Origin of the sequence: Oecophyllibacter saccharovorans, from assembly GCF_006542375.1 — a bacterium.
Lineage (GTDB): Bacteria > Pseudomonadota > Alphaproteobacteria > Acetobacterales > Acetobacteraceae > Oecophyllibacter > Oecophyllibacter saccharovorans.
On sequence record NZ_CP038143.1, the window covers coordinates 258,211 to 281,290 of the forward strand.

The following is a 23,080-nucleotide window of genomic DNA, read 5'->3' on the forward strand; positions in this document are numbered from 1 at the left end:
TCATCCTTTAATTCTTACTGCAGGTATTCCAGCCATTTTTCAGATGAAAATGATTCCTGAAGGAACGTCGGAGATAGCAGCATTCATGCCGTCATCGTATTCAGCCCCCTGATTAGGCGTGTTCGTCCCATCGGGGAGATTCTGCTGACCGGTGTAAGCATTGGCGGACATGGCGCTGAGGGTAGAAGAAGCAATGCCAACGTATTTGTTACCCGGCACCAGGGTTGTTGGACCATCCGTCGTCGCCCCGCCCTGCGGAGAGAAGATAAGAATGGTAGTACCATCCGGAGTTTCGTTAAAGCCAACATAAGTCATAACTACATCGAAGACTTCACCGCTGGTGTCATCCACCACCTGGGTGTTCACCGGCTGGCTCAACTTGGTGATTTCCGCACCAACCTTCTGGCCGTCCTTGGTGATTTCCCCACTATCAGGGAAAGTAATTGAAGCGACAACAAGCCTTCTGCTCATAGCACCGATATTGATTCTGAACTGGGGGTCGCCACTCCAGTCGAAGGAATCACCCTGACCCTCCGGCCCTTCATAGACATAAGTACCCAGAGCATGTTCGCTACCGGTATTTGAGCTGACATCATCAGCGAAAACGACAGACGGTCTAATAATAGCAGTCATTATTCAGGTTTCCCTTAAAGTAAATAAAAGTAGAGCCACTCCTATTACAGGACGTTATCTCTCTACCCTTATTATTTTAAGGTGCCGTTTTCCCCACCCACAATCAGAATTGAAACTGCTGGGTATGAGGGAGCTGAACATGACTTCAAAAACAGAAATACCCAGAGAGCCGAAACTCTCTGGGCATTCTTCTAACTCACCTTGCTTTTCAGCACAGTGAAGGAAGAAATCAGGTCAGGGAGCTGCCGCCACCCGCACCGGCATTGGCCGGGGAGATCGTGCCGCTGGTGATGCCCTGCATGATCTGCTTCTGGACATCAGCGGTGCCGGAGTTACCGTTAACCGCACCCAGGATCGCACCACCGATAGCACCGTAGGCGGCGCCGTAGATCACGCCAACCAGGTTGCCGACGGGGCCCAGGCCGACCTGGCCGCCGTTGCTGCCACCGAAGCGACCACCGATGATGGCGCCGGCTTCACCGCAATCAGCAGCCATGTTGATGGCGCCAGCGACGGAGTCCACGAAACCCAGGGAGAAACCACCGGAGACTTCTTCAACTTCGAAAATGTTAAGTTCCTGCATGAGGATAATCCTTCAAAAAATGTTTTCTGGTTCTTTCAGGCCTAATAGACCTGAAAGTTAATTTCCCTTAGGGAAAAATCAGATGCCGCCGCCGGTCACGATGCTGCCGCTGACGATGCCCTTAACGGCATTCGCCTCAACCTGAGCTTCACCGGACTGACCGTTCACGAAGCCCTGGGCCACGCCAGCAATGGTGCCACCGATGGCGCCACCGACGGTGCCAACCAGGTTGCCGAACAGGCCGATGCCGATCACGCCGCCGTTGCTGCCACCGAAGCGACCGCCGTAGATGGCGCCGGTCCAGCCGGAGATCATGCCATAGTTGATGGCACCGGCGAGGGAATCAGCGAAGCCCTGGCTCAGGCCACCGGAGACTTCTTCAACTTCGAAAATGTTAAGTTCCTGCATTTCAATACTCCATGCATTAAGATTTAAGTGACCCTCCCGCAGCCTCTTGAGAACCTACCGGGAACCTCTCTTTGGGCCCCTTTCGAGTTCCTCACCGCTGAGGCCGTCTCGGGATCACGACTCTTTCTTAACAGAAGCTAATGAGATTTGAAAAGAGTTTTTTAGGAATTGTTAACCACAAATAGTTCACATTTCACATTACTGTTCTGCAGATCAGGAAAATTTACTTAGTCAATATAAGAAATATTAAAATAAAACCAAAATAAATTATGGAATTTCATATTTCATTTACATAATTATACATGAAAAATTATGACAATTATGGGGAAATTTGAAGACAGTTCTAGTTCTCTCCTATATTCAACTGAAATTCCTCATGCCATTTAATTATAATATACCTGAATAATATTGCTTAACATTCTGTCATGAAACGGAAAATATGTATGAACATTCTCAAAATAAAGTCATACCAGACGAATTTATTCCTAAAACATTAAACCCATTTTCAGCGCGTTTTTCTCAATCCAGGCCAAAAAAAATTCACCTGGAAGGCAATTTTTCTGTTTTTTTCCGTTTTTTCTGGTGATTCGCAGGAAGAATCGGGCTTTTCAGACCCTTTTAGAAGCCCTCCATTCCCCACCTGGAAGGAGCCAAAAGGGCTTTTTGCAGCCTGATTCGCCCTAAATGCCCTACGGACACGGACCATTTTGCCGAATCCTGACCCTGATTCGCTCTTTTCGACCGAACGAATCAGCGCAAATCCGCAAACGTCCAGTTCAGGACCCGATTCAAGCCGGTCTAGGAGGCCCTCTGCCCCTGCATGACCTGAGCTCCACACCCTGATGAGGACTGGCTCATAATAAGAGAGATGGGCGAATCGCTTTTGCTCTGCATGCACCCGCTACCATCTGGCTCCGCCCCGTATGAGGGGCAACGCAAGCAGCAGAGAACACACCTGATCCCTCAAGGGATCGGCCAGCACGCAGATAAAAACAGTTTTGCAAAATCAGGAAAGGCAGTGGCGCGCCCTGCTGGATTCGAACCAGCGACCCACAGCTTAGAAGGCTGTTGCTCTATCCAGCTGAGCTAAGGGCGCGAAAACCTGCATGGGCGCTCAAAGGCCAGCAGGAAGAAACAACTGAACCAGGGCTTAGCGCCGAGAGGGTTCAGGATCTCTGGTCGGGGCGCCCGGATTCGAACCGGGGGCCTCTTGTTCCCAAAACAAGCGCGCTACCAGGCTGCGCTACGCCCCGACTGAGTGAGGCGGAGACTAGCTTTTCTCCTCCCCACAAACAAGAGCGCCAGAAAAGCGGCTTTTGCGACCTCTTCTCTCTGCACCCTCTTATATAAGACAGCGCCATTGACCCGGGACATATAAGGCAGACCTTCGGGAAGGCGCGCAGGCGTCAGCCCTGGTCGTTCTTGTTGAGAGGGGGCACGAAAAGCGGTGCAGTGTCCCAGGGGAACAGCACCCAGGTGTCCTGCGCCACTTCCATAACGTAATGATCGGTAAACGGCATGCCTTCAGGCTTGGCATACAGGCAGGCAAACACGGCCTTAGGCAGCCTTTCGCGCACGTAACGCGCGGTTACCCCTGAATCGACCAGGTCATCAACAATCAGAAAGCCTTCTCCATCACCCGCCGCTTCCGGTGCCTTGAGCGTATGGGGCTCGTGTTGGGTCCCCGCTTCACCGGCATAGCTGGCCACTGAAATGGTTTCGATCAGCCGGCAGCCAAGTTCACGGGCTAGAATCGCTGCCGGGATAAGCCCACCTCGCGTGATGGCCACCAATCCCTTGAAAGGCGGATGGGTCTGCATGAGCGCCGCAGCCAGCTGGCGCGCATCGCGGTGCAGCTGGTCCCAGGTGACAGTGGCATAATGCACTGTGGCGGGCGTCATGGGCGCTGGCTCTTGCGGGATGGCAGCAGCGGGAGAATCCGGGGCGGAAGGCTTGGCGGGATGAGATGCAGTCATGAGCTTTCATCTGCCTTTATTGGCCATAATTTGCAACCGGCCTGTGCATTCTGGGCACCCCCTTCTTTACGCATCTCCTAGCGTACACTCTCTTATATATGTGGCCTCTTTTCAGGGACCTTGAATTTCAGTAGAGCGGTAGCTCAAAAAGAAAAGCCCGACCAAAAGGCCGGGCTTTGCTGATCCCCAAGGGGCAAATTCTATAAATAGGTCTTCAGTAAAAATGGCTCCCGAAGTAGGACTCGAACCTACGACCCAGCGATTAACAGTCGCTTGCTCTACCAACTGAGCTATTCGGGAACGGATGAGGAGTATGTATCCCACTCTCCCGAAGCGGTAAAGCCCCTTTTTAAGGGTTTTCCATTTTCCCTCCGAGGTTGCGCACGCCTTACAGTTCTTCCCGACCTTCCGTCGCCAGCTGGTCCACCAGGTCATTCTCCGGATTGCCGGAATGTCCCTTGACCCAGACCCACTCCACCTGATGACGCGCTGCCGCCTGCAGGAGACGTTGCCAGAGTTCCCGGTTGGCAACCGGGTCACCCGCCGCATTGCGCCAGTTTCGTTTCTGCCAACCCACATGCCAGGTGGTTACCCCATTACGTACATAAGTACTGTCCGTATGCAGCCGCACCCGGCAGGGGCGGCTGAGCGTTTCCAAGGCGATGGCCGCGGCCGTCAGCTCCATCTGGTTATTGGTCGTCTCGACCGCGCCGCCCCGCAGCTGGCGCTCCCGCCCGCGCCAGCGCAGCAGCACCCCCCAGCCGCCCGGTCCCGGATTGGGCTTGCAGCCACCATCAGTCCAGATCTGGACGATTTCACGTTCTGCAGGGTCAGAGTTCTTCTCAACGGTCTCATTCATGCTTTCACCCCTCTTCCCCCACCATCTTTCAGGGTTGTCCCTACCGGCTGGCTGAACACCTGGGGAGAAAGACGCATGAAATGACGCAACCGCTCGGCATAAGCCCAGGGATCCTTGCGCGTCACCTGGGCGTCAGGCGGCGTGTGGGTCCAGTCATACAGGCGTGTAAGCAGAAATCTCATGGCTGCCCCCTGGCACAGAACCGGCAATGCTGCCCGCTCGGCAGGTTCAAGAGGACGCAGGCTTTCATAGCCTTCCAGCACCGCAGCGGCTTTTTCCGGGCTGAAGATCACCCGCGCCCCCGGTACAGCGACTGACTGGCGCTCAGCCGGACCCACTTCCTCGAAGCACCAGGCATTCAGCACGATGGCCAGATCGTAAGCCAGGAAATCTGTGCAGGCGAAATAAAAGTCGATCACGCCAGACAGACGCCTCGCATCGGCGCCTGAGAGGAAAAAAACATTGTCGGGGAAAAGATCGGCATGGATCTGACCGCGGGGCAGCGCTTCGGGCTTCGGCCAGGCGGGAAGCAGGCGCGACAAAGCCTGCCCGGCCTCAGCCTGCAGGGTAGAAATTTCCGGGCTCTCCCCCCCTTTTCCGTCACCGCAGGCTTCAAGAAGCACAGGCCAGGCCTCCGGTCCCAGACGGTTGGCACGCGCCCCCATCCCTTTGCCGGCTTCATGAAGTTCAGCCAGAGCCCGCCCGACTGCCCGGCAGGCCCAGACGTCAGGATGTGCTTGGGAACTGCCGGGCAAAAAGCTGACGATCACACCCGGCTTGCCTGCCAGCTGGGACAATGTCCGGCCCGTCCGGTCTGCGATGGGCTGCGGGCAGCTGAGACCCCGGGCGGACAGCCTGCCCATCAGCTCCAGAAACCAGGGCAGCTCGGCAGGGTCCATGCGGCGTTCGAAAAGCGTCAGGATGAACCGGCCCCGGGTGGTCTGAAGCAGGAAGTTGCTGTTTTCCACTCCCTCAGCGATTCCCTGGAAGGCGACAAGCTCTCCCAGATCGTAATGGTTCAGAAACTCCCGGACCTGTTCTGTCGAAAGGGGCGTGTAAACCGCCACGACCGCTCAGGTTTCGTCAGAAAGAGGATGCGGCAGGCGGAAATTGATATTTTCCTCTTTGACGATTCGTTCCTCGATCTGCAGGTCATAGCGCCGCGACAGAGCTGTGATCATCTCCTGCACCAGGCTTTCGGGCGCGGAGGCGCCTGCACTGATGCCCAGGGTCTTCACCCCTTCAAGTTCGCTCCAGTCCATATCGGACAGTTTCGGCACCAGCAGGGCCCGCTTGGCGCCCGAGCGCTCGGCAACTTCCCGCAGGCGCTGGGAATTGGAGGAATTCGGCGCGCCGATCACGATCACGAGGTCGCATTCCGGTGCCAGTTCCTTGACTGCCATCTGACGATTCGTCGTGGCATAGCAGATGTCCTCGCGCCGCGGGCCCTCGATATTAGGGAAGCGCTGGCGCAGGATCTCGACGATTTCCGCTGTGTCATCCACCGACAACGTGGTCTGGGTGATAAAAGCGAGCTTATTGGGGTCCTGGGGATCAACCGTGCTCGCTTCACGCGCATCATTGATGAGCGTCACAGCACCTGGGGGAAGCTGGCCCATCGTGCCCACCACTTCAGGGTGGCCGGCATGGCCGATCATCAGAATATGCCGCTGATCAGGCCCACCCCCCGCAAAGTGCCGCTCCGCCTCCCGGTGGACCTTGGAGACGAGCGGGCAGGTGGCATCCAGGTAAAGCAGGTTGCGCCGCCGCGCCTCGGCAGGCACGGATTTGGGCACGCCATGGGCTGAGAAGACGACATGCGCGTCTTCAGGCACTTCGTCCAGCTCCTCGACGAAGATGGCGCCCTTGGCTTCCAACCCTTCAACAACGGTCCGGTTATGAACGATCTCATGGCGCACATAGACAGGCGCGCCGTAGCGGCGCAGGGCTTCTTCCACCACACGGATGGCACGGTCAACGCCGGCACAGAAGCCGCGCGGCCCCGCCAGCAGCAGGCGCAAGGGGGCTTTCTGATCGGAAGGAAGTTCAGGAAAAGGCATCATGTTTTCTGCTCCGGGGCAGCAGGTGAAAAGGCAGAGCTGGGCTCGGAGGTCAGCACAGGGGACATCTGAGCGGGCATGGTATTCCCCAGGCAGTCAAAGGTCGATACGATAAGGCGCTCCGGTTGCCACAGGCGCTGATGCCGCACAGCCAGCCAGGCTCCGGAAACGCGCAAATAAGAGGGGCAGGAATACGGCTTTGACACCGTCCCTGCCGCGCTTATAGGGAGAGAGGGGCTCTTCCCGCAATGTCTGCCCGTCACCCACCAGCTGTTTCGCGCTCAGACAGCCGGTCCTCATGTGGAGTTACCAGCGCCGATGCCCAGAACCGGTCAGCCCGTGTCGTCCCTTTCCACTCCCTTCTCTCGCCGCGCTTGCGGTGACCAGGCGAATGGGAGACTGCGCACAACCAGGCTGGCCCTGACGCTGGGGGGTCTGGTCCTTACAGGTCTGCTCGGTGGATGTGCCGATGAAAACCAGGTGACGAGCGTCAAGTTCGCACCGGCCTGCCCCACAATCGAAGTGCCGGGTGTAGCTGCAGACCGCAATCTCTATGACGGGCAGGGCCTGGATGTGGCGCATCTGGTCAGCCAGACGCAGATCGTCAACGTGCACGGCGATTGCGACAAGGGCGGTCAGGATTCGAGCCATCGCCCTCTGACGCGGGTGCGGGTCAGCGTGGACCTGCATCTGGAGCGCGGTCCCGCTGCTACCCAGAACAGAATCACCGTCCCCTATTTCATTGCGATCACCCGCAACGGTGCCATCGTGGACAAAAAGGTTTTTGAGGACACTTTCCCGCTCACAGCGCACAAGCCTTCTGAAACCGTCAGCACCCCCCTGCGACTGATTGATCTGCCCTCCGGCAGCAATGCGCATTACAGCCCCTATACCCTGGAAGCCGGGCTGCAGCTGACCCATGGCGAGCTGGACTATAATTACAGCCATCTCCTGCCGGCCAAATTCATCAACACGACTCCGGAATCAACGCGCTGAGGCCAGCCGGCCTTCTCTGTCAGGCGGGGGTCAGGGAGCGCCAGGGGTATTCCCCCTCCTTCAGCAGCCCCAGCGTGAAACGGATGAGATAATCCGCCACGCGCCGTTCATTGAACAGGCGGCCGTATTTTTCCCAGCCGGCCCCGGCAACGCGCTGGCGTTCGGCAGGATGGGCGCGGTAGCGGGTCAGCAGGTCCGCCAATTCCTCGAGAGAGGAGAAAAACGCCATTTCCCCCTCTGAAAACAGAGTCTGATAAGCCGTGCTGCGTTCCATGAACACCAGCTGGCCATTGCCGATCATGTGGGCCAGACGGTCAGAACTGTAGAGAAAGGCATCAGAACGCCGGCTGGCATTGAGCCCCATGGCGGCAGTTGCAAGCAGTTGCGCATAGTCAGCGCCCCGGCGGTAAGGCTGTCCGCGCACGCCTGCACAGTTCAGGCGGAAATCACCAGGTAACCGCGCCAACAGATGGGTCAGGAAACTTTCCATGTCCCACCACTGCCCGCAGATCAACCGCTTGTCGCTGCCCTGCCCGCAGGCATAGAAGAGATCGGCCTCAAGCTTTTCCTGAAGAAAGTTGCGACTACGTTCGACGGAAAAATCCACCGGGTTGGGCAGAAAGCCAACAGCCCCGCGTGGCCCGACGATCCGGCGCAGAATCGGCCCAGCCGTCGTGGCGAAACTAGCGTCAACCACCTGGTGGCGTGCGGCAAAATCACGCCGGTTATCGGGCACGAACAAAGCATCGACATTCCATTGCGCGCTTGCCATTCCGGGATGGCGGCTGCGAATGCGTGCAATGGTCTCAGGCGGAATCATGTAACCGTGACCGAGCAGAAGCACATCCGGACGTGCTGAAGCCACAAAGGCTTCAAGCCCGCGGCACAAAGCACGTCTTCCCAGCCAGCGGCTTCCGCACCAGCCGCCTGCCCGCGCTACGTCCCGGTAGGAAATGTCGATCACCTGATGGCCGTTGCGCACCAGGCCGTTGCTCAGCTTGCCACCTGTCCCGAACTGGCTGGGTGTCGTTTTCTTGAGGCTGAAGAAAAAATCACTGACATGAACGATCTTGAGAGGCTGCCCCTGCCAGGGAGGCGGCAGCCCGTCCTGCGCGTTCTTCAGTCCCGCCACCATTGGACCGGCTGGGGTTCGTCCTCCACCACGATCTCGTCAAAAACGAGCGAGGAATCCTCAACCGCCTTTTCCGCCTGCGCCGCCCCTTCTTGTCCCTCAAACATGTGGGCGGCTTTCGGAGGCCGGCCCACCGGACGGCGGATAGGGGTCTTCTGGGCTTTCAGAACCAGGATTTCCTGCTCTCTGAGCGCCAGCTTCTCCGTCAGTTCTTTGACTTCCATCTGCAGGTGGCCCATGCCCGTTTCCAGGCTGCGCAGACGTGATTGCAGGTTGGCGATCTCGACTTCCCCGTCATGGCTGCGGCGCTGCTCCCGGCGCAGGGCCTGGCGCAAGCGCTCAGTCTCACCCTGTTCTTCACTCGCAGCCGGCGTGCGAGAAGGAGCTGGTCGACTGGCAGAACCATTGCGTGCACCGCGACTCAGCGCCTGGTGCTCGACCACCACCTGCCCCTCACCCACGAAACGCCGCCGGCGCTGAGGAGAAGTGGGCAGGCTCGGGGGCGAAACGGTTCTGCCTCCGCTCGGACGCGATACGGGTGCAGGCGTTGCTGAAACCCGGGCCGGACGGCCAGATGGCATTTCATCCCCCGCCCGGCCGGAGCCCAGACGCTCCAGGGCCTGCCGCATCGATTCTTCGGTAAGCTGCGTATCTTCAGCCATTTTCATCTTTTATTGTATCTTTTGACTTATGGAGGGGCTGACTTAGCAAGCTCTGGGCTTGCCGGGCCGGCGTTACTGTCGGGGTATAATCACTTCCAGGTTCTGTCCTGATCTTTCCTGATTCCAGATTATGGGAATATCCCTGACAAACAGGCAGCAGAAGCATTCTGGCCGACGCGAACAGCCGAATCCTTCACTGTCGCCTTAAGCAGATTTCTGGAAATGGAAGGCGTCAGACAGATCACTTCTGTGAAGACGTGACTTAATCTAAAGCAATTTCGCCCTGCTGTCACGCCTTCAGCTTTCTAGTGCCTGCACCCTTCCCCCAAAGCGCCCTGAATGGCTTGAGCGGTCGTGGCGTAGGTCGTCTGCAGCTGCATCATCTGCGTCGCCACGCCCTTGAGCGGCTCATTTGCGCTGATTTCTTTCTTCAGAACGGCCTGTAGTGAGGCCGGTATGGGTTGCCTGAGCTGGCGTATCAGAAAACGATCATAAGACAGGCCGTAGAGCCCTTGGGCTCTCTTGAGCAGGGCCGCTCCCCCAGAAGACAGATCAGTGCTCAGCTTCAGGTCGGCCGAGCGCGCCAGAGCAGTGGTCTTGTCCTGCAGAGCCTGGTAACCCTTGGCAACATTCTTGCCCAGATCCTGCATAACCGAACTGTTGCTGTGGGTAGTAGCCAGGCTTGCAATCGCAATAAGCAGGCGTTCCCGCTGATCCATGGTCTGCAAGGTCAGAACATCTGAGACGGTCAGCATGATCTGGCCAGGCGGCCCGTAACCCGGCAGGGGTGGTGCGGGCGGGGGTGGCGGTGTTGAGCAGGCGCCAAGCATACCCAGGGCCAGTCCCATTCCGCTGATCGTTGCGAGACGGGCCGGGCGCTTAGCTGGAAAGGTGCCGGCAAGCAGGAACGGCCGTTGTCCCTCCAACAACGGGGAGTGGAAATCAGCCTGCAAGTTGCGCTGCCAGCAAAAAAGGAATTTCCAAAGCCCGTCCGTTCCCGAAGATTTATCTTGCCTCAATCTCTCGTTCCTCAATTTCCGCAGGCGCAGGGCTTGGATTCCCATTCACCTGGCTTCCCTTCAATGGAGTTCCATCCTATGTCTCCCCACCTGTCGCAGGCGCTGACAGCCCCTTCCCGACCTAACGTAATCCATAGCATCCTGCGAGGCAGTTTCATATTCGGTGCCCTTCTGAGCGCAGGCGGTCTCATATCCGCAGCTCTGGCTGCCCATCTGCCCGCACATTTTTTCGTGCCGGCCGTTCCTCCCTCTCTTCCCGACGGACGGCACATGCTGGCCACGGCTGCCGGAATGGCGCAATGGCAGGGCGCAGCTCTCTGCCTGCTGGCCCTGGCTGCTTCGCGACTGCGGCCGCTGCCTGCTCTTTGCGCCCTTATCGGCATGGGAGGCGGTGCGCTGATGTTCTGTGGAACCGTCACCCTGCGCGCCTTCGCCCTTCCATGCGTGCCCCTGCTGGCCCCGGTCGGCGGAATGGGACTGATTCTCTCCTGGATTCTCCTGGGTTTTGCGTTTCCAGGACGAAAGCAATGGCTCGATTCGCAAAATGCACAGGAACAGAAAAAGCTTTAGCTTTCAGCCAGGCATGCGACCTGCCGGAAAAACCCTGCACGGCCGTTCCTCAGGCTTAAGCCCGGGCATTTCCGTTATCAGTTTGATGCTTCCTGCGCCGCAGCAACCCAATGATCCAGAGAGCCAACAGCTGCACGGAAAGCGCAAACCCGAAACAGACCAGCACCATGACGATGAGAAGAATCTGCTCGCGTCCGATCTCGCTCTGTACATGCAGCCAGCCATAAAGCCGGGGCCAGATCGGGGCAGCCAGAATGACATGCATGGCCCGGCCGGCGGGAGGCCAGAAACGAACCAGAGCCAGCAGCCCGACAGTCATCCCCACCAGACAGGCCGTGCGCCCCAGGGTCGCAGCGATGCTTATCGGCGCTGCCGGAGAGGCCTCTGGTGGCCCCTGCCTGTCGCCATCCTGGTCTGCAACGCGCAGGTTCCGGTCCTCTTCAGCAGCCATATACCCTCCTCCTTGTCCTGCGACAGTCACTCACGATAAGCTGTTTTCCTTTCGCTCTTATCATGAAAAGCCCCTTTCCCGACATGGTCACCTCCCTGATGAAGCATTTCGAAAACAGCAGGACTACCTCCACCCTGCCAGCTGCAACTCTCTTCAGCCTGGGGCTGAGCGCTTTCATGATCGTCAGCTCGACACACGCCCAGACACCTCAATCCTCCACGCCCGCTATTGCAGCGCTTCCCGCTGCATCCGGTGGGGCAAAGCCTGCCAGTCAGGCAACGCAGGCAACAAAGATTCCCGGTGACGCGGATGCCAAGCTGCTTCCTCCCGCGCCTGCACCTCATCTGGCTGAAACCACCGTTGCGCCCGAGCCCACGCCTTACCCGGCAGCTGATCTGGCCCCCATTCAGGTCAGGGAAGCCTTCATGACCGCTGCCAGGACGCATCGGCGCGTTCTGCTGGTTTTCGGCGCCAACTGGTGCCCGGACTGTCGCATCCTTGCAGGCATTTTTTCCCTGCCTGACGTTGCGCTCTGGCTTGAAAAGAATTTCGTTGTCGTGCCGGTCAATGTTGAACGCCTGCAGACCAATCTGGATCTTGCCCGCCGTTACGGCGTGAAAGTCACGGCCATTCCGACGGTTCTGGTACTGACCCCCCAGGGGCGGCTGCTCAACCCTGATACAGCAGAAAGCCTTGGAAATGCGCGGCGCATGTCACCACAGGCCGTGGTTGACCTGATTGCCGAATGGGCGCGGCACTGACTTTAAGCTGGAGCCCTTAGAGCGGCAGAGCTCAGTTGCGCTCAGCTGAGTGAGGCCACGAAATTCGCCAGTCGGTCGCAGCCTTCCTGCAGGTCTTCATCTGAAGCCGCGAAAGACAGCCGCAGATGCGGCCCCAGCCCGAAAGCGCTTCCCGGCACCGTGGCCAGCCACGCTTCTTCCAGCAACGCTTCAGCGAAATCCTCGTCGTTTTGCAGCTTGCGTCCTGCAGGCGTGGTCTTGCCCATCAGCGCCGCCAGACCGGGATAAGCATAGAAGGCGCCTTGGGGTAACGCACAGGTAAGACCAGGGATCTGGCGCAGACGCGCCACCACCTGATCACGCCGGCGCTGATAGGTCGCACACATTTTTTTTATGCCGGCACTGCCACTGCGAAGCGCCGCCGCCGCCCCGCCCTGCGCCAGCGTGCAGACACCTGAAGTCGCATTGCCCTGCACCTTGAGCATGGCGCTGATCAACGCTTCAGGCCCGCAGGCAAACCCGACACGCCAGCCGGTCATGGCATAGGCCTTGCTGACGCCATTGACGATAAGCACCCGCTCCGCCAGATCAGGCGCGACCTGCAGCAGGGAAAGCGTCTGCTGCCCGTCAAAAACGAGATGTTCATAAATCTCGTCACACATCACCATGACATGCGGCGCTTCCCGCAGGACTTCAGCCAGGGCTTCAAGATCAGCACGTTCCAGAATCGCACCGGTCGGATTGTTGGGGAAATTCAGCACCAGCCAGCGGGTGCGGGGAGTGATGGCCTGGCGGATCTTCTGCGGATCAGGGCGGAAGCCGTCCTCCTCCCTGCTCGGAACGATAACCGGCCTGCCACCGAACATGCCGGCAATCAGCGGATAACTCACCCAGTACGGCGCAGGCACGATCACTTCATCACCCTCATTGAGGGTAGCCATGAAGGCATTGAAGATGAGCTGCTTGCCGCCATTGGCCACCATCAATCGCGACAGAGGCACCTGCAGACCGTTTTCCTGCCTGAACTTATCCGCCACGGCTTCCAGCAGCGCTTTCTGCCCGGCAAGCGGGGGATAGCCGGTTCTGCCAGCCTCCACCTCTGCCACGGCACCAGCCAGAGCTTCAGGAGGCGAAGCAAAATCAGGCTGACCCAAAGCCAGAGAGATAACCGGCTTGCCTTCCGCCACCAGTTCACGAGCGCGTTTGGCCATGGCCAGGGTGGCCGGCACCGGAAGCGCGCGCAACCGATCGGCCGGACGGAAAGCCGTCTTTGCCGGTTCTGGAAGGTCAGCCGCTGGACGCGCAGAGGTCACGATGTCAGGCTTTCACAGAAACGCCGGATACGCCGGCAGGCTTCCTCAAGGAGCTCAGTGGCCGTGGCGTAGGAAACCCGGAAATAACCAGGCGTCAGAAAAGCTGTGCCGGGCACGGTAGCCACGCCCGTTTCCTCCAGCAGAGCCTGAACGAAATCCTCATCACTCTGCAGCTCTCTGCCGGCCGGTGTTTTTTTGCCCAGCAGATCTTTCAGGGAGACAAAAACATAGAACGCCCCTTCCGGCCGGGCACAGCTTAGCCCTGGCACAGTTGAAAGCTGATCGACCACCAGGTCGCGGCGTTGGCGGTAGACTTCGACCATCTCATCAATGCAGTCCTGCGGCCCTGAAAGTGCCGCTACCGCTGCAGCCTGCGCTATGGAACACGTATTGCTCGTGCTCTGCCCCTGGAGTTTGACCAGCTGGCGGGTCAGCTCGAGAGGGGCGGCCGAAAAGCCGATGCGCCAACCGGTCATGGCATAGGCCTTGCTGACGCCGTTCATGGTCACGGTCCGCTCTTTCAGGCGCGGCTCGACCTGGGCCAGCGTGACGGCCCGGTGCCCGTCATAAAGCAGCTTGGCATAGATATCATCGGTCAGAATCCAGATATCGGGGTGAGCCAGCAGAACTTCAGCCAGCGCCTGCAACTCATCAGTCGTATAAGCGCTGCCGGTCGGATTGCAGGGAGAGTTGAGAACGAGCCAACGCGTACGGGGAGTGATGGCTTCTTCAAGCTGCGCAGCCGTCAGTCGAAAGCCGGTTTCAGGCGCTGTCTGAACCACCACGGGCTGGCCATCAGCCAAGCGGACGATATCAGGATAGGAAACCCAGGCCGGCGCTGGAATGATTACTTCATCACCGGGATTGAGGGTCGCGGTCATGACATTGTAGATGACCTGCTTGCCACCCGTTGAAACGCAGATTTCCTCAGGCAAATAGTCCAGACCGAAATCCCGCTTCAGCGCCACTGCGATCGCCTGCCGCAAGGCAGGCGTGCCTGCAACATCCGTATATTTCGTCTCACCTGCACGGATGGCCTCTATCGCGGCTTCTTTGATGAAGGCGGGGGTGTCAAAATCCGGCTCTCCCGCTGAAAGGCTGATGATATCACGCCCTTCCGCCTTGAGGGCACGGGCCTTCTGGGTAATGGCAATGGTCTGGCTGGGCAGGATACGCCCCATGCGTTCAGCAGCAACGGACATGACAGCGTTTGGAAACCTCTGTTCTGGCACAACATGTTTTCTGCCGGAAAGGTGCCGGCGCGAAAGACAGCAGGGAGATACGTTATCATGTCGCCTCCCTGTTTGGCAGGGTCTGACCCTTATTGCCTGGTGCCCCACACAGAAAGGACCGTGCTGCGATTACGCGGCACGGTCCTTTCTGAAAGAGAAATTCCTCGGCAGGGGTTCAAGCCGAGGGAACTTCTGGGCCTATACTCAGGAAGCAGGCTGTTCGGCAGCGGCTTTCTTCACCTCGCGCGGGCGCTCGGCGATACGTGCAGCCTTGCCGGAGCGGCCACGCAGGTAATACAGCTTCGCACGACGCACCTTGCCACGACGGACAACATCGATGCTGGCCACCGCAGGTGAGTAAAGCGGAAACACGCGCTCCACCCCTTCACCGTTGGAGATTTTGCGTACCGTGAAGGAACTGCCCAGGCCCTTGTTGGCACGGGCGATCACCACGCCTTCAAAATTCTGGACACGCTCACGCGTTCCTTCAACCACGCGCACGCCCACCCGGACCGTGTCACCAGGGGCAAACTGGGGAATGGCGCGTTTGGCGGAAAGGCGCTCCATCTCGCGCGCTTCAAACTGCTGAAGAGTGTTCATGATCTAAACTCCTGGAAACACCAAAATAAAAAGAACTGAGTTGATTAACTGATAGGCCGTTTTTCGTGCGTTGCCCAGAGATCGGGACGGCGCGCACGCGTTACGGCACATGACTTTTCAGAGCGCCAGCGGGCAATGGCCCCATGATGGCCTGACAGAAGCACTTCCGGCACCTTGCGCCCTTCCCACTCCGCAGGACGGGTGTAATGCGGGTATTCAAGCAGACCATTGGCAAAGCTTTCCTCATCCGCACTCAGGGCAGACCCCATTACCCCGGGCAGGAGGCGCACGCAGCCGTCCAGCAGGGCCAGGGCCGGGATTTCGCCGCCTGAAAGAACGAAATCACTGAAGCAGAGCTCCTCGATCCCACGCTTTTCCAGAACACGCTCATCCACACCTTCAAAGCGACCGCACAACACGATCACCCCCGCCCCCCGGGCCAGTCTGGCCACATCCTTCTGTGTCGCCCGGCGTCCCCGGGGCGTGGGATAAACCACCGGGCGTGACGTATCGCCGCCCAGGCCGGCCACAGACTGGAGCGCTGCATCCAGCACATCAGGCCGCATCACCATCCCCGCTCCCCCGCCGAAAGGCGCATCATCAAGCGCACGATGCGCGCCCAGACCGAACGGCCGCAGGTCATGGGCATGACAGGACCATACCCCTTTCTGCAGCGCCCTTCCCGCCAGCGACAGGCCGAGCGGGCCCGGAAACATCTCCGGGAAAAGGGTAAGAATGTCAGCCCGCCAGCTCATGAGCGCACCTCGACCTCGCCAGCCAGATCTCCCTTGACGTCCACGCTGCCAGGCAGACAGACCGTCAGGCGACGGTGCGCCACGTCGATTGCAGGCACGCAGGCATGCGTGAACGGCACGATCTCTCCGCTGCCAAGCTCCAGACTGGTCCCTGCACCGTAATCATGCACCAGCACAACACGACCCAGGGCTTTACCTTCAGGCGTGACGGCTTCCATGCCGAGCAGATCGGCGTGATAGAAGCTGTCCTCTTCAGGCGCCGGCAACACCTCACGAGCCGCGTACAGCTTCCGGTTCACGAGCTTTTCAGCTTCGGATCGATCCGTCAGGGGGGATCCGTCCACTCTGATAAGCTGGGCAATCCCCTGCCCTTGCCAGCGGATCCGCCACTGCTGCCCGTCCAGGTCATGCAGCGGACCGATCTTCTCCACCGTTTCGGGGGATTCAGTGGCCGGATACAGACGCACCAGACCACGCACCCCATGCGGCTTGCCGATGGTGGCGATCAGGATATCCGGTCTGTTGTCATCTGCAGCGGACTGAACCACGCACAGGGCTCCACAAGAAAAACGGACTTAAGGAGAAGCTCAAGCAGCCGCTTCTTCAGAAGCGGTTTCCGAAGCCGCGGCGGCGGCAGCTGCACGCTCCTGGGCTTTCTTCTTGGGGGCGGATTTCTTGGGCTGCTCGTGGAACACCGGCATCGGCGCCAGACCGGCTTTGCCCAGGAAACGTGCCACACGGTCGGTCGGCTGCGCACCTTTGGAAAGCCAGTGCTGCAGGCGTTCTTCTTTCAGACGGACGCGGTCTTCATGCTCGGCAGGCAGCATAGGATTGTAAGTGCCCACTTTTTCGATGAAACGGCCATCACGGGGATCACGGCTGTCAGCCACAACGATGTGGTAGTAAGGGCGCTTCTTGGCGCCTGCGCGGGAAAGACGGATTTTAACGCTCATATTATCTCCTGAACCGTAAACTATTCCAGAACCTGCAAACCGGGTTTCAGCCCATGGGATGGCCGGGACCGCCAATTCCCTTGAACATGTCGCCCATGCCGCCAGCCTGACCGAGACCACGCATGATGCCGGCAAGCCCCATCTTGTTGATGCGCTTCATCATGGTGGACATCTCGTCAAACTGTTTCAGCAATCTGTTGACTTCCGCCACGCTCGTTCCGGAACCGGACGCGATGCGTTTCTTGCGGGAAGCCTTGATGATGGAAGGGGAACGGCGTTCCGCCTTCGTCATTGAGGAAATGATGGTCTTGTGCCGGTCAAAAACCGACGTGTCGAGCTCCTTGCCGGCCAGCTTGTCCTTCAGCTTGCCCATGCCGGGCAGCATTCCCAGCAGGCCTGAGATGGACCCCAGACGGTTGAGCTGGTTGATCTGCGACATGTAATCGTCGAGATCGAACTTGCCCGCCATCATTTTTTTCGCGACACGCTCGCCTTCCTCGTGGTCAAGCTTTTCAGCCGCCGTCTCCACGAGACCGGCAATGTCGCCAAGCCCCAGGATCCGCCCTGCGACGCGTTCGGGATGGAACTCCTCAAGCGCCTCCAGGTTTTCCCCTGAACCGGTGAACTTGATCGGCGCGCCCGTCACCGCCTTCATGGAAAGGGCCGCGCCTCCGCGCGCATCGCCGTCCATACGGCTCATCACGACGCCGGAAATGCCTACCTGCTCCTTGAAGGCACGCGCCGTGTTCACCGCGTCCTGACCTGTCATGCCGTCCACGACCAGCAAGGTCTCGGCCGGGTTGGTCTCGTCGCGGATCTGGCGCACTTCTGCCATGAGGGGCTCGTCAATCGCCAGGCGACCGGCTGTGTCGAGCACCACCACGTCAAACCCTTCGCGGCGTCCGGTCTCCATGGCGCGCCGGGCGATCTCAACGGGCGTTTCACCCGCCACAACAGGGAGGCTCTTCACCCGCCCCTGCGTCAACCCGCCTGCGCGCTCAGCCAGCTGCTGAAGCTGCAGCTGGGCAGCGGGGCGCTGCACATCCAGACTGGCGAGAAGGACACGCTTGTGCTCACGCTGGGCCAGTCGCAGGCCGATCTTGCCGGCAGTGGTGGTTTTCCCGGCCCCCTGCAGCCCCACCATGAGCAGTGGCACCGGCGCATTGGCGGCCAGGTCAAGCGGCACGGCACCGGCGCCGCCCAGGGCTTCGACCAGGGCGTCATTGACGATCTTGGCCACCATCTGCCCCGGTGACGTGCCTTCCAGCACTTCACCGCCGATGGCGCGCTCCTTAACCTTGCTGACAAAACTGCGCACCACCGGCAGGGCGACGTCAGCTTCCAGCATGGCCAGCCGCACTTCGCGCATCGCTTCCGTGACATCGTTTTCCGAAAGCTTTCCCCCTTTGGAAAGCCCTTCGAAAACCTTCGACATCCTACCGGAAAGCTGCTCGAACACGCACCATTTCTCCACGCAACCGACAAAACGGTAATTCACGCCAAACACGTCACTGCGCGAACCCTCGCGGAGTGACGTGTCCGAAAACATGAATGTTCCTAAAGGGCCCCCTGCCGGGCGTCAAGCCTTGACGGCGGAAACAAGCCTGACTAATCCAGAAAGCTGTTCCGGAGAGGTGGCCGAGTGGTTTAAGGCAGCGGTCTTGAAAACCGCCATAGGTGGAAGCCTATCGTGGGTTCGAATCCCACCCTCTCCGCCACAGGCATTTCCCAAAGCCTCGAATACGGACAAATTGCTTCAGTCTCTCTAAAAATAGCGAGGCTGATTTCGTTACTGCAGTGACAATCCAATAACTGATGGGCTTAAGGTTTTAAAAGCGCGCGGCCACTACCAATCACCAGACATCCTAACACAGCTAATAAGATACTTCCCACAAGCGTTACTGAAATGGAAAAATGATCCAATAAGAAACCGCCAAAAACGGCTCCCAGAAGAATGGAGAGTTGGATCGCTGCAACCATCAGAGCTCCCCCTTCTTCGGCAGCTTTCCCAACATTCTGGGCCAACCAGGTCATCCAGATGACCGACATGGCCGTATTCATTGCACCCCATACAGCCATTACAACCACTACCACCACCAGCGAGTGACCGCCCAGCAGAAGCCCCAGTGTGCAAGCGCCCTGTACCATCACCGGTATTTTTAATCCTCCTGATATCCTGCTTTTTGCCAGATAACCTGCTGTCCAGGTACCCACAAAACCTGCACAGCCCAAAATAAGAAGGAGAATTGAGAGTGTCTGAACAGAGACTCCGGTCACTTTTTCCAGGAACGGACGCAAGTAAGTAAACAGAGTAAAAGCCGCCCCCCAGGACAACATGGCTCCTATAAGACCACGCAGAAAATAAGACTGTCGCAACAGTTCAAATAGTCCTCGGAAACTTTGCCGCTGCCTGACTGGCAAAGAAGGGAGAGTGCCCAAAAGCCAGATGATATTGAGTATAACGGCCGGAACAAGTGCCCAGAACACAGTTCGCCATCCGAAAAGACTGCCAAGATAGCTACCGATTGGGGCGGCAAAGGCAGCGGCCGCAGCTTGCCCCCCATACATGATCCCCAGTGCATGTGATATTTCATCTTCAGGAACCAGGCGCATAATCACCGCTGTTGCCAGGGCCCAAAACCCCCCGATACATATTCCTAACAGCGCACGCCCCAAAAGAAGTCCCAAGAAATCCGGCGTCGATGCCACCATGATCAGTGAAATCAACATACACCCGGTTAAGCCGATCAAAACCCATTTCCGGTTCAGCATACCTGCTATGGTAGTTACAAGCAGACTGGCCGCAACAGCGAAGAACCCGCTTACAGAGATCGCCTGGCCCGTTTGCCCCACTGTTGCATGCAGACTCGCTGCCATCGGGGTCAATAAACTGACCGGCATAAATTCTGAGGCAATCAGCAGAGCCACGCACAAAGCCATGGCCAGGACTGCACTCCAAGCGCCCGATCCCCCGTGGGAAACATTTTCTGCCGTCTTTTTAGATGAATCTTTCACGTGCCATCGCCCTAACTCGTGAGAATATGAGAATAATGGCCACGTTACGAAAGAATCTATTCAGCAATTACCCCTTTAGATCAGCATGAACTTATCAATATATTCGAAGAATAGAGCAGCTGTATCGCGAGACCACGCCCTTTCTAAGATGCGCCCTTCGAACTGACAGAATGGACAAGCACCGATGTCGCGTTCTCTTCTGAGCCATCTGGCCTTTAACCATCTGGTATGGTTCCAAACTGTTGCTGAAGAGCGCAGCTTCACAAAAGCAGCCGCCAGGCTGGGAGTGGCACAGTCCACGCTCAGTCATGCCATAAGACAATTGGAGATAACGCTCGGTTTTCGGCTTCTGACGCGTACTACGCGCAACGTTGCAATCACGGCAACTGGTGAACGATTTCTGCAGATTCTGGCGCCACGCCTATCCGAAATAGAAAGTATCGTCACAACATTAAGAGCCGCTGACGACAAACCCATTGGCACAATTAAACTGACTCTCTCCGATCACGCTCTGAAAAGCGTGGTATGGCCGAAGCTCAAAGCGGTATTGCAAGCGTATCCAGAGGTGAAGGTTGAATTTTCCCTTGATAACGGCTTCTGCAACATCATCGAAAAAGGTTTTGATGCAGGCGTAAGACTGGGAGAAAGCCTTGAAAAAGATATGATCGCCGTTCGGATCGGACCCGACTGGCGCCTCATCGCTGTGGCTGCACCCAGCTATCTTGAAACGCACGGGCGCCCTGAACATCCACGGGAGCTGGTAAGACATAGCTGCCTGAACATGCGCCATAAAACTTCCGGCGCTCTTTATGCCTGGGAATTTGAAAAAGACGGTCAAGCCCTTCGGATCAGAGTTGAAGGACAGCTGACTTTCAACGATTCCTACCCCATGATAGATGCGGCAATAAGCGGGTATGGGATCGCGTATGTACCTGAAGATTTGGCCCTAGAAGAGCTCCGCAACGGAACACTTGTTCAGATTCTCGATGACTGGAGCCCGCTTTTTGAAGGGTATCATCTCTACTATCCGAGTGCCCGGCAGAATCCACCCGCTTTCCAGTTGATCGTGACAGCTCTGCGCGCCCACAAACCTTGGGATGAGATGCCCTTTACCCCAGAAGCTCTTTCCACTCCTCCACGCTCTGGCCGGAGCTGAAGCGGTCGTCGATCAGGCCGTTCACCATGAAAGTCGGCGTCACGTGGATGCCGTTCTGGCGGCCGTAGCGGGCCTGACGCTTGATTTCCTGCGTTACAAGGAGAGAACGGAAAGCTTCCGCAAGCTCAAGGCCAGCAAGTTTTTCAATTCTGCCCAGGATGCCGGCCGGGGTCTCGTTCATGTTGGGGCCGCTGCAGTGCTCCTCCATCACGAACTCGGTCCGGTGCGCACCGATCGCAAGCAGGGCTTTCCAGGCCTGTTCGCGACCGCCCGTTCCCAGCTGCGCTGCAGTCACGGCGCGGATGACGACCGGCGACCAGAGGTGCCAGGGCTGGGAATAGAGATGCACCTGCAAGGTCATCTGGTCCGGCCCCACTGTTTCCAGAAGCGGCATGAGCTTCAACAGGGCGCGGGCGCAGAAGGGACAGGTCGGCTCAATGAAGATTTCAAAAAGCTTGGGGCCCTGGCCCCAGACCAGGGGAGAAATCGAAACTGCCATGGCGTGTCCTCACGGATTGCTGAGTTGAAGGGTATTTGAAGAAAAAGTCTAACCCGCAATCTGAAGCCTGTCTGCAACTGACACCCTTCAATCCGTGCATGCCACCAAACAGAAAAGGCGCTCCCGAAGGAACGCCTTTTCATCACCGAAATATGCAAGCACCCAGGCCTTTGCCGGTCTCAGCGGCGACCACCGGAACGCGGGCCACGCGGCGCGCTGGACGGGCGACGTCCGCCCCCGCCCTGCCCGCCCGGGCGCCCGCCACGACCGCGACCACGGCCGCCGCCCCCCAGAACCGGCGGCGGCAGGGTCGAGTTCTGCGCCGCCTCGGAATGATGGGGATGGTCGGTGATGACAGGCACCTTCTGGCCGATGCGTTTTTCGATATCACGCAGCCAGGCGCGCTGTTCGGCATCCACCAGGGAGACGGCCTGCCCCTCGCGCCCCGCACGCGCCGTGCGGCCGATACGGTGCACGTAGGATTCCGGCACGTTCGGCAGATCGTAATTGACCACATGCGAGACGTCATCCACATCAATCCCGCGCGCAGCGATATCAGTGGCCACCAGAACGCGCACACTGCCGTCACGGAAGCCGGCCATGGCCCGCTCACGCGCGCCCTGTGACTTGTTGCCGTGAATGGCGGCGGCTGTGATGCCATGCTTGTTGAGGTAATCCGCAACCTTGTTGGCCTCATGCTTCATCAGCGTGAAGACCACGGCGCGCTGGACGTCGTCCTTCTTCAGCTGGTGCAGCAGGGCTTCCTTCTTGTTGCCCGCATCCACAAAGAGAACGCTCTGGTCAATACGCTCCACAGTGGTGGATTCCGGCGTGACCTGCACCGTTGCCGGGTCCTTGAGCAGGGAATGGGCCAGATCCCGGATCGATTCAGGCATCGTTGCTGAAAACAGCAGGGTCTGCCGCTGGGCCGGGAGCTGGGCCACGATGCGCTTGATATCGTGAATGAACCCCATGTCCAGCATGCGATCCGCTTCATCCAGCACCACGATTTCAGGCGTGGAGAGATCAATGAAGCCCTGTCCGACCAGATCCAGCAGACGGCCTGGTGCTGCTACCAGCACGTCCACACCGCGCTTCATGGCTTCGACCTGCTTGTTCTGCCCCACACCCCCGAAGATCACCGCATGGGTAAAACCGGGAATATGGCGGCCGTAAGCAGCGATATTGGCATCAATCTGGGCGGCGAGCTCACGCGTCGGCGCCAGGATGAGCGCGCGCATGCCCCGGGGTTTCGGAGGACGGGGATGGGTCAGCAGCTCATTGAGGATGGGGAGGGAAAAAGCGGCGGTCTTGCCAGTGCCGGTCTGTGCCAGGCCAAGCAGATCGCGCCCTTCCATCAGATGGGGAATGGCCCCGGCCTGAATGGGCGTGGGGGTTTCATATCCTTCGTCCTGCAGGGCCTTCTGGATGGGCTCAGCCAGACCAAGCGCCGTAAAACTGGTCATAA

Annotated in this window: 25 protein-coding genes and 4 tRNA genes; 5 read left to right on the forward strand and 24 right to left on the reverse strand. The window is 58.5% G+C overall.

The window, feature by feature from the left end; translation table 11 throughout:
• Positions 1-39: 39 nt before the first annotated feature.
• The 10 genes from E3E11_RS01075 to ispH all read right to left on the reverse strand — a co-directional run bounded on the left by E3E11_RS01075 (position 40) and on the right by ispH (position 6,522).
• Positions 40-633, reverse strand: a complete 594-nt coding sequence (locus E3E11_RS01075; protein WP_141450785.1) for a hypothetical protein — start codon at positions 631-633, stop codon at positions 40-42.
• A gap of 229 nt (positions 634-862) precedes the next feature.
• On the reverse strand, positions 863-1,216 hold the full coding sequence (locus E3E11_RS01080; protein ID WP_141450786.1) for a hypothetical protein: 354 nt from the start codon (positions 1,214-1,216) through the stop codon (positions 863-865).
• A 78-nt stretch (positions 1,217-1,294) separates the two neighbouring features.
• Positions 1,295-1,624, reverse strand: coding sequence for a colicin V synthesis protein (locus E3E11_RS01085; RefSeq protein ID WP_141450787.1), 330 nt, complete (start codon positions 1,622-1,624; stop codon positions 1,295-1,297).
• Between the two features lie 1,019 nt (positions 1,625-2,643).
• A tRNA-Arg gene (locus E3E11_RS01090) sits at positions 2,644-2,720 on the reverse strand.
• Positions 2,721-2,800: 80 nt separating this feature from the next.
• A tRNA-Pro gene (locus E3E11_RS01095) sits at positions 2,801-2,877 on the reverse strand.
• Between the two features lie 153 nt (positions 2,878-3,030).
• Complete coding sequence (gene gpt / locus E3E11_RS01100) at positions 3,031-3,525, reverse strand: xanthine phosphoribosyltransferase (RefSeq protein ID WP_141452028.1); 495 nt, start codon at positions 3,523-3,525, stop codon at positions 3,031-3,033.
• A 299-nt stretch (positions 3,526-3,824) separates the two neighbouring features.
• Positions 3,825-3,900 (reverse strand) — tRNA-Asn (locus E3E11_RS01105).
• Between the two features lie 88 nt (positions 3,901-3,988).
• Positions 3,989-4,459, reverse strand: a complete 471-nt coding sequence (gene rnhA, locus E3E11_RS01110) for a ribonuclease HI (RefSeq protein ID WP_141450788.1) — start codon at positions 4,457-4,459, stop codon at positions 3,989-3,991.
• Positions 4,456-5,526, reverse strand: coding sequence for a homoserine kinase (locus E3E11_RS01115; RefSeq protein WP_141450789.1), 1,071 nt, complete (start codon positions 5,524-5,526; stop codon positions 4,456-4,458). Before E3E11_RS01115 ends, rnhA begins: the two co-directional genes overlap by 4 nt.
• Positions 5,527-5,532: 6 nt before the next feature.
• Complete coding sequence (gene ispH, locus E3E11_RS01120; RefSeq protein ID WP_141450790.1) at positions 5,533-6,522, reverse strand: 4-hydroxy-3-methylbut-2-enyl diphosphate reductase; 990 nt, start codon at positions 6,520-6,522, stop codon at positions 5,533-5,535.
• Positions 6,523-6,858: 336 nt separating this feature from the next.
• Between ispH and E3E11_RS01125 the strand changes: the two genes are divergently transcribed.
• The gene (locus tag E3E11_RS01125; RefSeq protein WP_141450791.1) at positions 6,859-7,515 is read left to right on the forward strand and encodes a hypothetical protein; all 657 of its coding nucleotides are present in this window, start codon (positions 6,859-6,861) and stop codon (positions 7,513-7,515) included.
• 19 nt (positions 7,516-7,534) lie between these two features.
• On the opposite strand, the gene E3E11_RS01130 is transcribed toward E3E11_RS01125, so the two are convergent.
• From E3E11_RS01130 to E3E11_RS01140, 3 genes are all read right to left on the reverse strand, one after another.
• Positions 7,535-8,650, reverse strand: a complete 1,116-nt coding sequence (locus E3E11_RS01130) for a glycosyltransferase family protein (protein ID WP_141450792.1) — start codon at positions 8,648-8,650, stop codon at positions 7,535-7,537.
• Complete coding sequence (locus tag E3E11_RS01135; RefSeq protein ID WP_141450793.1) at positions 8,635-9,309, reverse strand: hypothetical protein; 675 nt, start codon at positions 9,307-9,309, stop codon at positions 8,635-8,637. Before E3E11_RS01135 ends, E3E11_RS01130 begins: the two co-directional genes overlap by 16 nt.
• Before the next feature lie 305 nt (positions 9,310-9,614).
• Positions 9,615-10,262 carry a DUF4142 domain-containing protein gene (locus E3E11_RS01140; protein ID WP_141450794.1) on the reverse strand — a complete coding sequence of 216 codons (648 nt, stop codon included), beginning with the start codon at positions 10,260-10,262 and terminating at the stop codon, positions 9,615-9,617.
• Positions 10,263-10,406: 144 nt separating this feature from the next.
• On the opposite strand from E3E11_RS01140, the gene E3E11_RS01145 reads away from it, so the two are divergent.
• A complete protein-coding gene (locus E3E11_RS01145) occupies positions 10,407-10,898 on the forward strand; it encodes a DUF423 domain-containing protein (RefSeq protein ID WP_168189179.1) in 492 nt (163 codons plus the stop codon).
• Positions 10,899-10,953: 55 nt separating this feature from the next.
• Here E3E11_RS01145 and E3E11_RS01150 read toward each other — a convergent pair whose 3' ends face one another.
• The gene (locus E3E11_RS01150) at positions 10,954-11,349 is read right to left on the reverse strand and encodes a hypothetical protein (RefSeq protein WP_141450796.1); all 396 of its coding nucleotides are present in this window, start codon (positions 11,347-11,349) and stop codon (positions 10,954-10,956) included.
• An 83-nt stretch (positions 11,350-11,432) separates the two neighbouring features.
• Between E3E11_RS01150 and E3E11_RS01155 the strand changes: the two genes are divergently transcribed.
• Positions 11,433-12,110 carry a thioredoxin family protein gene (locus E3E11_RS01155; protein ID WP_231118940.1) on the forward strand — a complete coding sequence of 226 codons (678 nt, stop codon included), beginning with the start codon at positions 11,433-11,435 and terminating at the stop codon, positions 12,108-12,110.
• A gap of 41 nt (positions 12,111-12,151) precedes the next feature.
• On the opposite strand, the gene E3E11_RS01160 is transcribed toward E3E11_RS01155, so the two are convergent.
• The 7 genes from E3E11_RS01160 to ffh form a co-directional block, all read right to left on the reverse strand.
• Complete coding sequence (locus E3E11_RS01160) at positions 12,152-13,300, reverse strand: pyridoxal phosphate-dependent aminotransferase (protein WP_141452030.1); 1,149 nt, start codon at positions 13,298-13,300, stop codon at positions 12,152-12,154.
• A 98-nt stretch (positions 13,301-13,398) separates the two neighbouring features.
• Positions 13,399-14,604 (reverse strand): pyridoxal phosphate-dependent aminotransferase, encoded by a 1,206-nt coding sequence (locus E3E11_RS01165; RefSeq protein WP_141450797.1) that lies wholly within the window; start codon positions 14,602-14,604, stop codon positions 13,399-13,401.
• A 234-nt stretch (positions 14,605-14,838) separates the two neighbouring features.
• Complete coding sequence (rplS, locus tag E3E11_RS01170; RefSeq protein ID WP_141450798.1) at positions 14,839-15,234, reverse strand: 50S ribosomal protein L19; 396 nt, start codon at positions 15,232-15,234, stop codon at positions 14,839-14,841.
• Between the two features lie 44 nt (positions 15,235-15,278).
• Positions 15,279-15,989, reverse strand: coding sequence for a tRNA (guanosine(37)-N1)-methyltransferase TrmD (gene trmD, locus E3E11_RS01175; protein ID WP_141450799.1), 711 nt, complete (start codon positions 15,987-15,989; stop codon positions 15,279-15,281).
• The gene (gene rimM, locus E3E11_RS01180; protein WP_141450800.1) at positions 15,986-16,537 is read right to left on the reverse strand and encodes a ribosome maturation factor RimM; all 552 of its coding nucleotides are present in this window, start codon (positions 16,535-16,537) and stop codon (positions 15,986-15,988) included. The genes trmD and rimM overlap by 4 nt, the downstream gene beginning before the upstream one ends.
• A gap of 39 nt (positions 16,538-16,576) precedes the next feature.
• Complete coding sequence (gene rpsP / locus E3E11_RS01185; protein WP_141450801.1) at positions 16,577-16,942, reverse strand: 30S ribosomal protein S16; 366 nt, start codon at positions 16,940-16,942, stop codon at positions 16,577-16,579.
• Between the two features lie 46 nt (positions 16,943-16,988).
• The gene (gene ffh, locus E3E11_RS01190; protein WP_141452031.1) at positions 16,989-18,401 is read right to left on the reverse strand and encodes a signal recognition particle protein; all 1,413 of its coding nucleotides are present in this window, start codon (positions 18,399-18,401) and stop codon (positions 16,989-16,991) included.
• Between the two features lie 169 nt (positions 18,402-18,570).
• Here ffh and E3E11_RS01195 point away from each other — a divergent pair.
• Positions 18,571-18,660: transfer RNA gene (locus tag E3E11_RS01195), tRNA-Ser, on the forward strand.
• A 103-nt stretch (positions 18,661-18,763) separates the two neighbouring features.
• On the opposite strand, the gene E3E11_RS01200 is transcribed toward E3E11_RS01195, so the two are convergent.
• Complete coding sequence (locus E3E11_RS01200) at positions 18,764-19,957, reverse strand: MFS transporter (RefSeq protein WP_196778307.1); 1,194 nt, start codon at positions 19,955-19,957, stop codon at positions 18,764-18,766.
• A gap of 184 nt (positions 19,958-20,141) precedes the next feature.
• Between E3E11_RS01200 and E3E11_RS01205 the strand changes: the two genes are divergently transcribed.
• Positions 20,142-21,113: a LysR family transcriptional regulator gene (locus E3E11_RS01205; protein WP_141450802.1), complete on the forward strand. Its 972-nt coding sequence runs from the start codon at positions 20,142-20,144 to the stop codon at positions 21,111-21,113.
• Here E3E11_RS01205 and E3E11_RS01210 read toward each other — a convergent pair.
• Both E3E11_RS01210 and E3E11_RS01215 read right to left on the reverse strand, forming a co-directional pair.
• Entirely contained in the window at positions 21,067-21,612 is a 546-nt protein-coding gene (locus E3E11_RS01210) for a DsbA family protein (protein ID WP_141450803.1), read from the reverse strand. The two genes, E3E11_RS01205 and E3E11_RS01210, sit on opposite strands and share 47 nt — an antisense overlap.
• 179 nt (positions 21,613-21,791) lie before the next feature.
• Positions 21,792-23,078 (reverse strand): DEAD/DEAH box helicase, encoded by a 1,287-nt coding sequence (locus tag E3E11_RS01215; protein WP_141450804.1) that lies wholly within the window; start codon positions 23,076-23,078, stop codon positions 21,792-21,794.
• Between the last annotated feature and the right edge of the window lie 2 nt (positions 23,079-23,080).

Coding starts and splice junctions, on each gene's coding strand:
- E3E11_RS01130 (WP_141450792.1), bottom strand. CDS start 8,650: ATGGTGGCGGGACTGAAGAACGCGCAGGACGGGCTGCCGCCTCCCTGG.
- E3E11_RS01165 (WP_141450797.1), bottom strand. CDS start 14,604: ATGTCCGTTGCTGCTGAACGCATGGGGCGTATCCTGCCCAGCCAGACC.
- E3E11_RS01150 (WP_141450796.1), bottom strand. CDS start 11,349: ATGGCTGCTGAAGAGGACCGGAACCTGCGCGTTGCAGACCAGGATGGC.
- E3E11_RS01075 (WP_141450785.1), bottom strand. CDS start 633: ATGACTGCTATTATTAGACCGTCTGTCGTTTTCGCTGATGATGTCAGC.
- E3E11_RS01135 (WP_141450793.1), bottom strand. CDS start 9,309: ATGGCTGAAGATACGCAGCTTACCGAAGAATCGATGCGGCAGGCCCTG.
- rnhA (WP_141450788.1), bottom strand. CDS start 4,459: ATGAATGAGACCGTTGAGAAGAACTCTGACCCTGCAGAACGTGAAATC.
- E3E11_RS01080 (WP_141450786.1), bottom strand. CDS start 1,216: ATGCAGGAACTTAACATTTTCGAAGTTGAAGAAGTCTCCGGTGGTTTC.
- E3E11_RS01210 (WP_141450803.1), bottom strand. CDS start 21,612: ATGGCAGTTTCGATTTCTCCCCTGGTCTGGGGCCAGGGCCCCAAGCTT.
- E3E11_RS01215 (WP_141450804.1), bottom strand. CDS start 23,078: ATGACCAGTTTTACGGCGCTTGGTCTGGCTGAGCCCATCCAGAAGGCC.
- E3E11_RS01205 (WP_141450802.1), top strand. CDS start 20,142: ATGTCGCGTTCTCTTCTGAGCCATCTGGCCTTTAACCATCTGGTATGG.
- E3E11_RS01155 (WP_231118940.1), top strand. CDS start 11,433: ATGGTCACCTCCCTGATGAAGCATTTCGAAAACAGCAGGACTACCTCC.
- gpt (WP_141452028.1), bottom strand. CDS start 3,525: ATGACGCCCGCCACAGTGCATTATGCCACTGTCACCTGGGACCAGCTG.
- ispH (WP_141450790.1), bottom strand. CDS start 6,522: ATGATGCCTTTTCCTGAACTTCCTTCCGATCAGAAAGCCCCCTTGCGC.
- E3E11_RS01160 (WP_141452030.1), bottom strand. CDS start 13,300: ATGGCCAAACGCGCTCGTGAACTGGTGGCGGAAGGCAAGCCGGTTATC.
- trmD (WP_141450799.1), bottom strand. CDS start 15,989: ATGAGCTGGCGGGCTGACATTCTTACCCTTTTCCCGGAGATGTTTCCG.
- E3E11_RS01085 (WP_141450787.1), bottom strand. CDS start 1,624: ATGCAGGAACTTAACATTTTCGAAGTTGAAGAAGTCTCCGGTGGCCTG.
- E3E11_RS01145 (WP_168189179.1), top strand. CDS start 10,407: ATGTCTCCCCACCTGTCGCAGGCGCTGACAGCCCCTTCCCGACCTAAC.
- rpsP (WP_141450801.1), bottom strand. CDS start 16,942: ATGAGCGTTAAAATCCGTCTTTCCCGCGCAGGCGCCAAGAAGCGCCCT.
- rplS (WP_141450798.1), bottom strand. CDS start 15,234: ATGAACACTCTTCAGCAGTTTGAAGCGCGCGAGATGGAGCGCCTTTCC.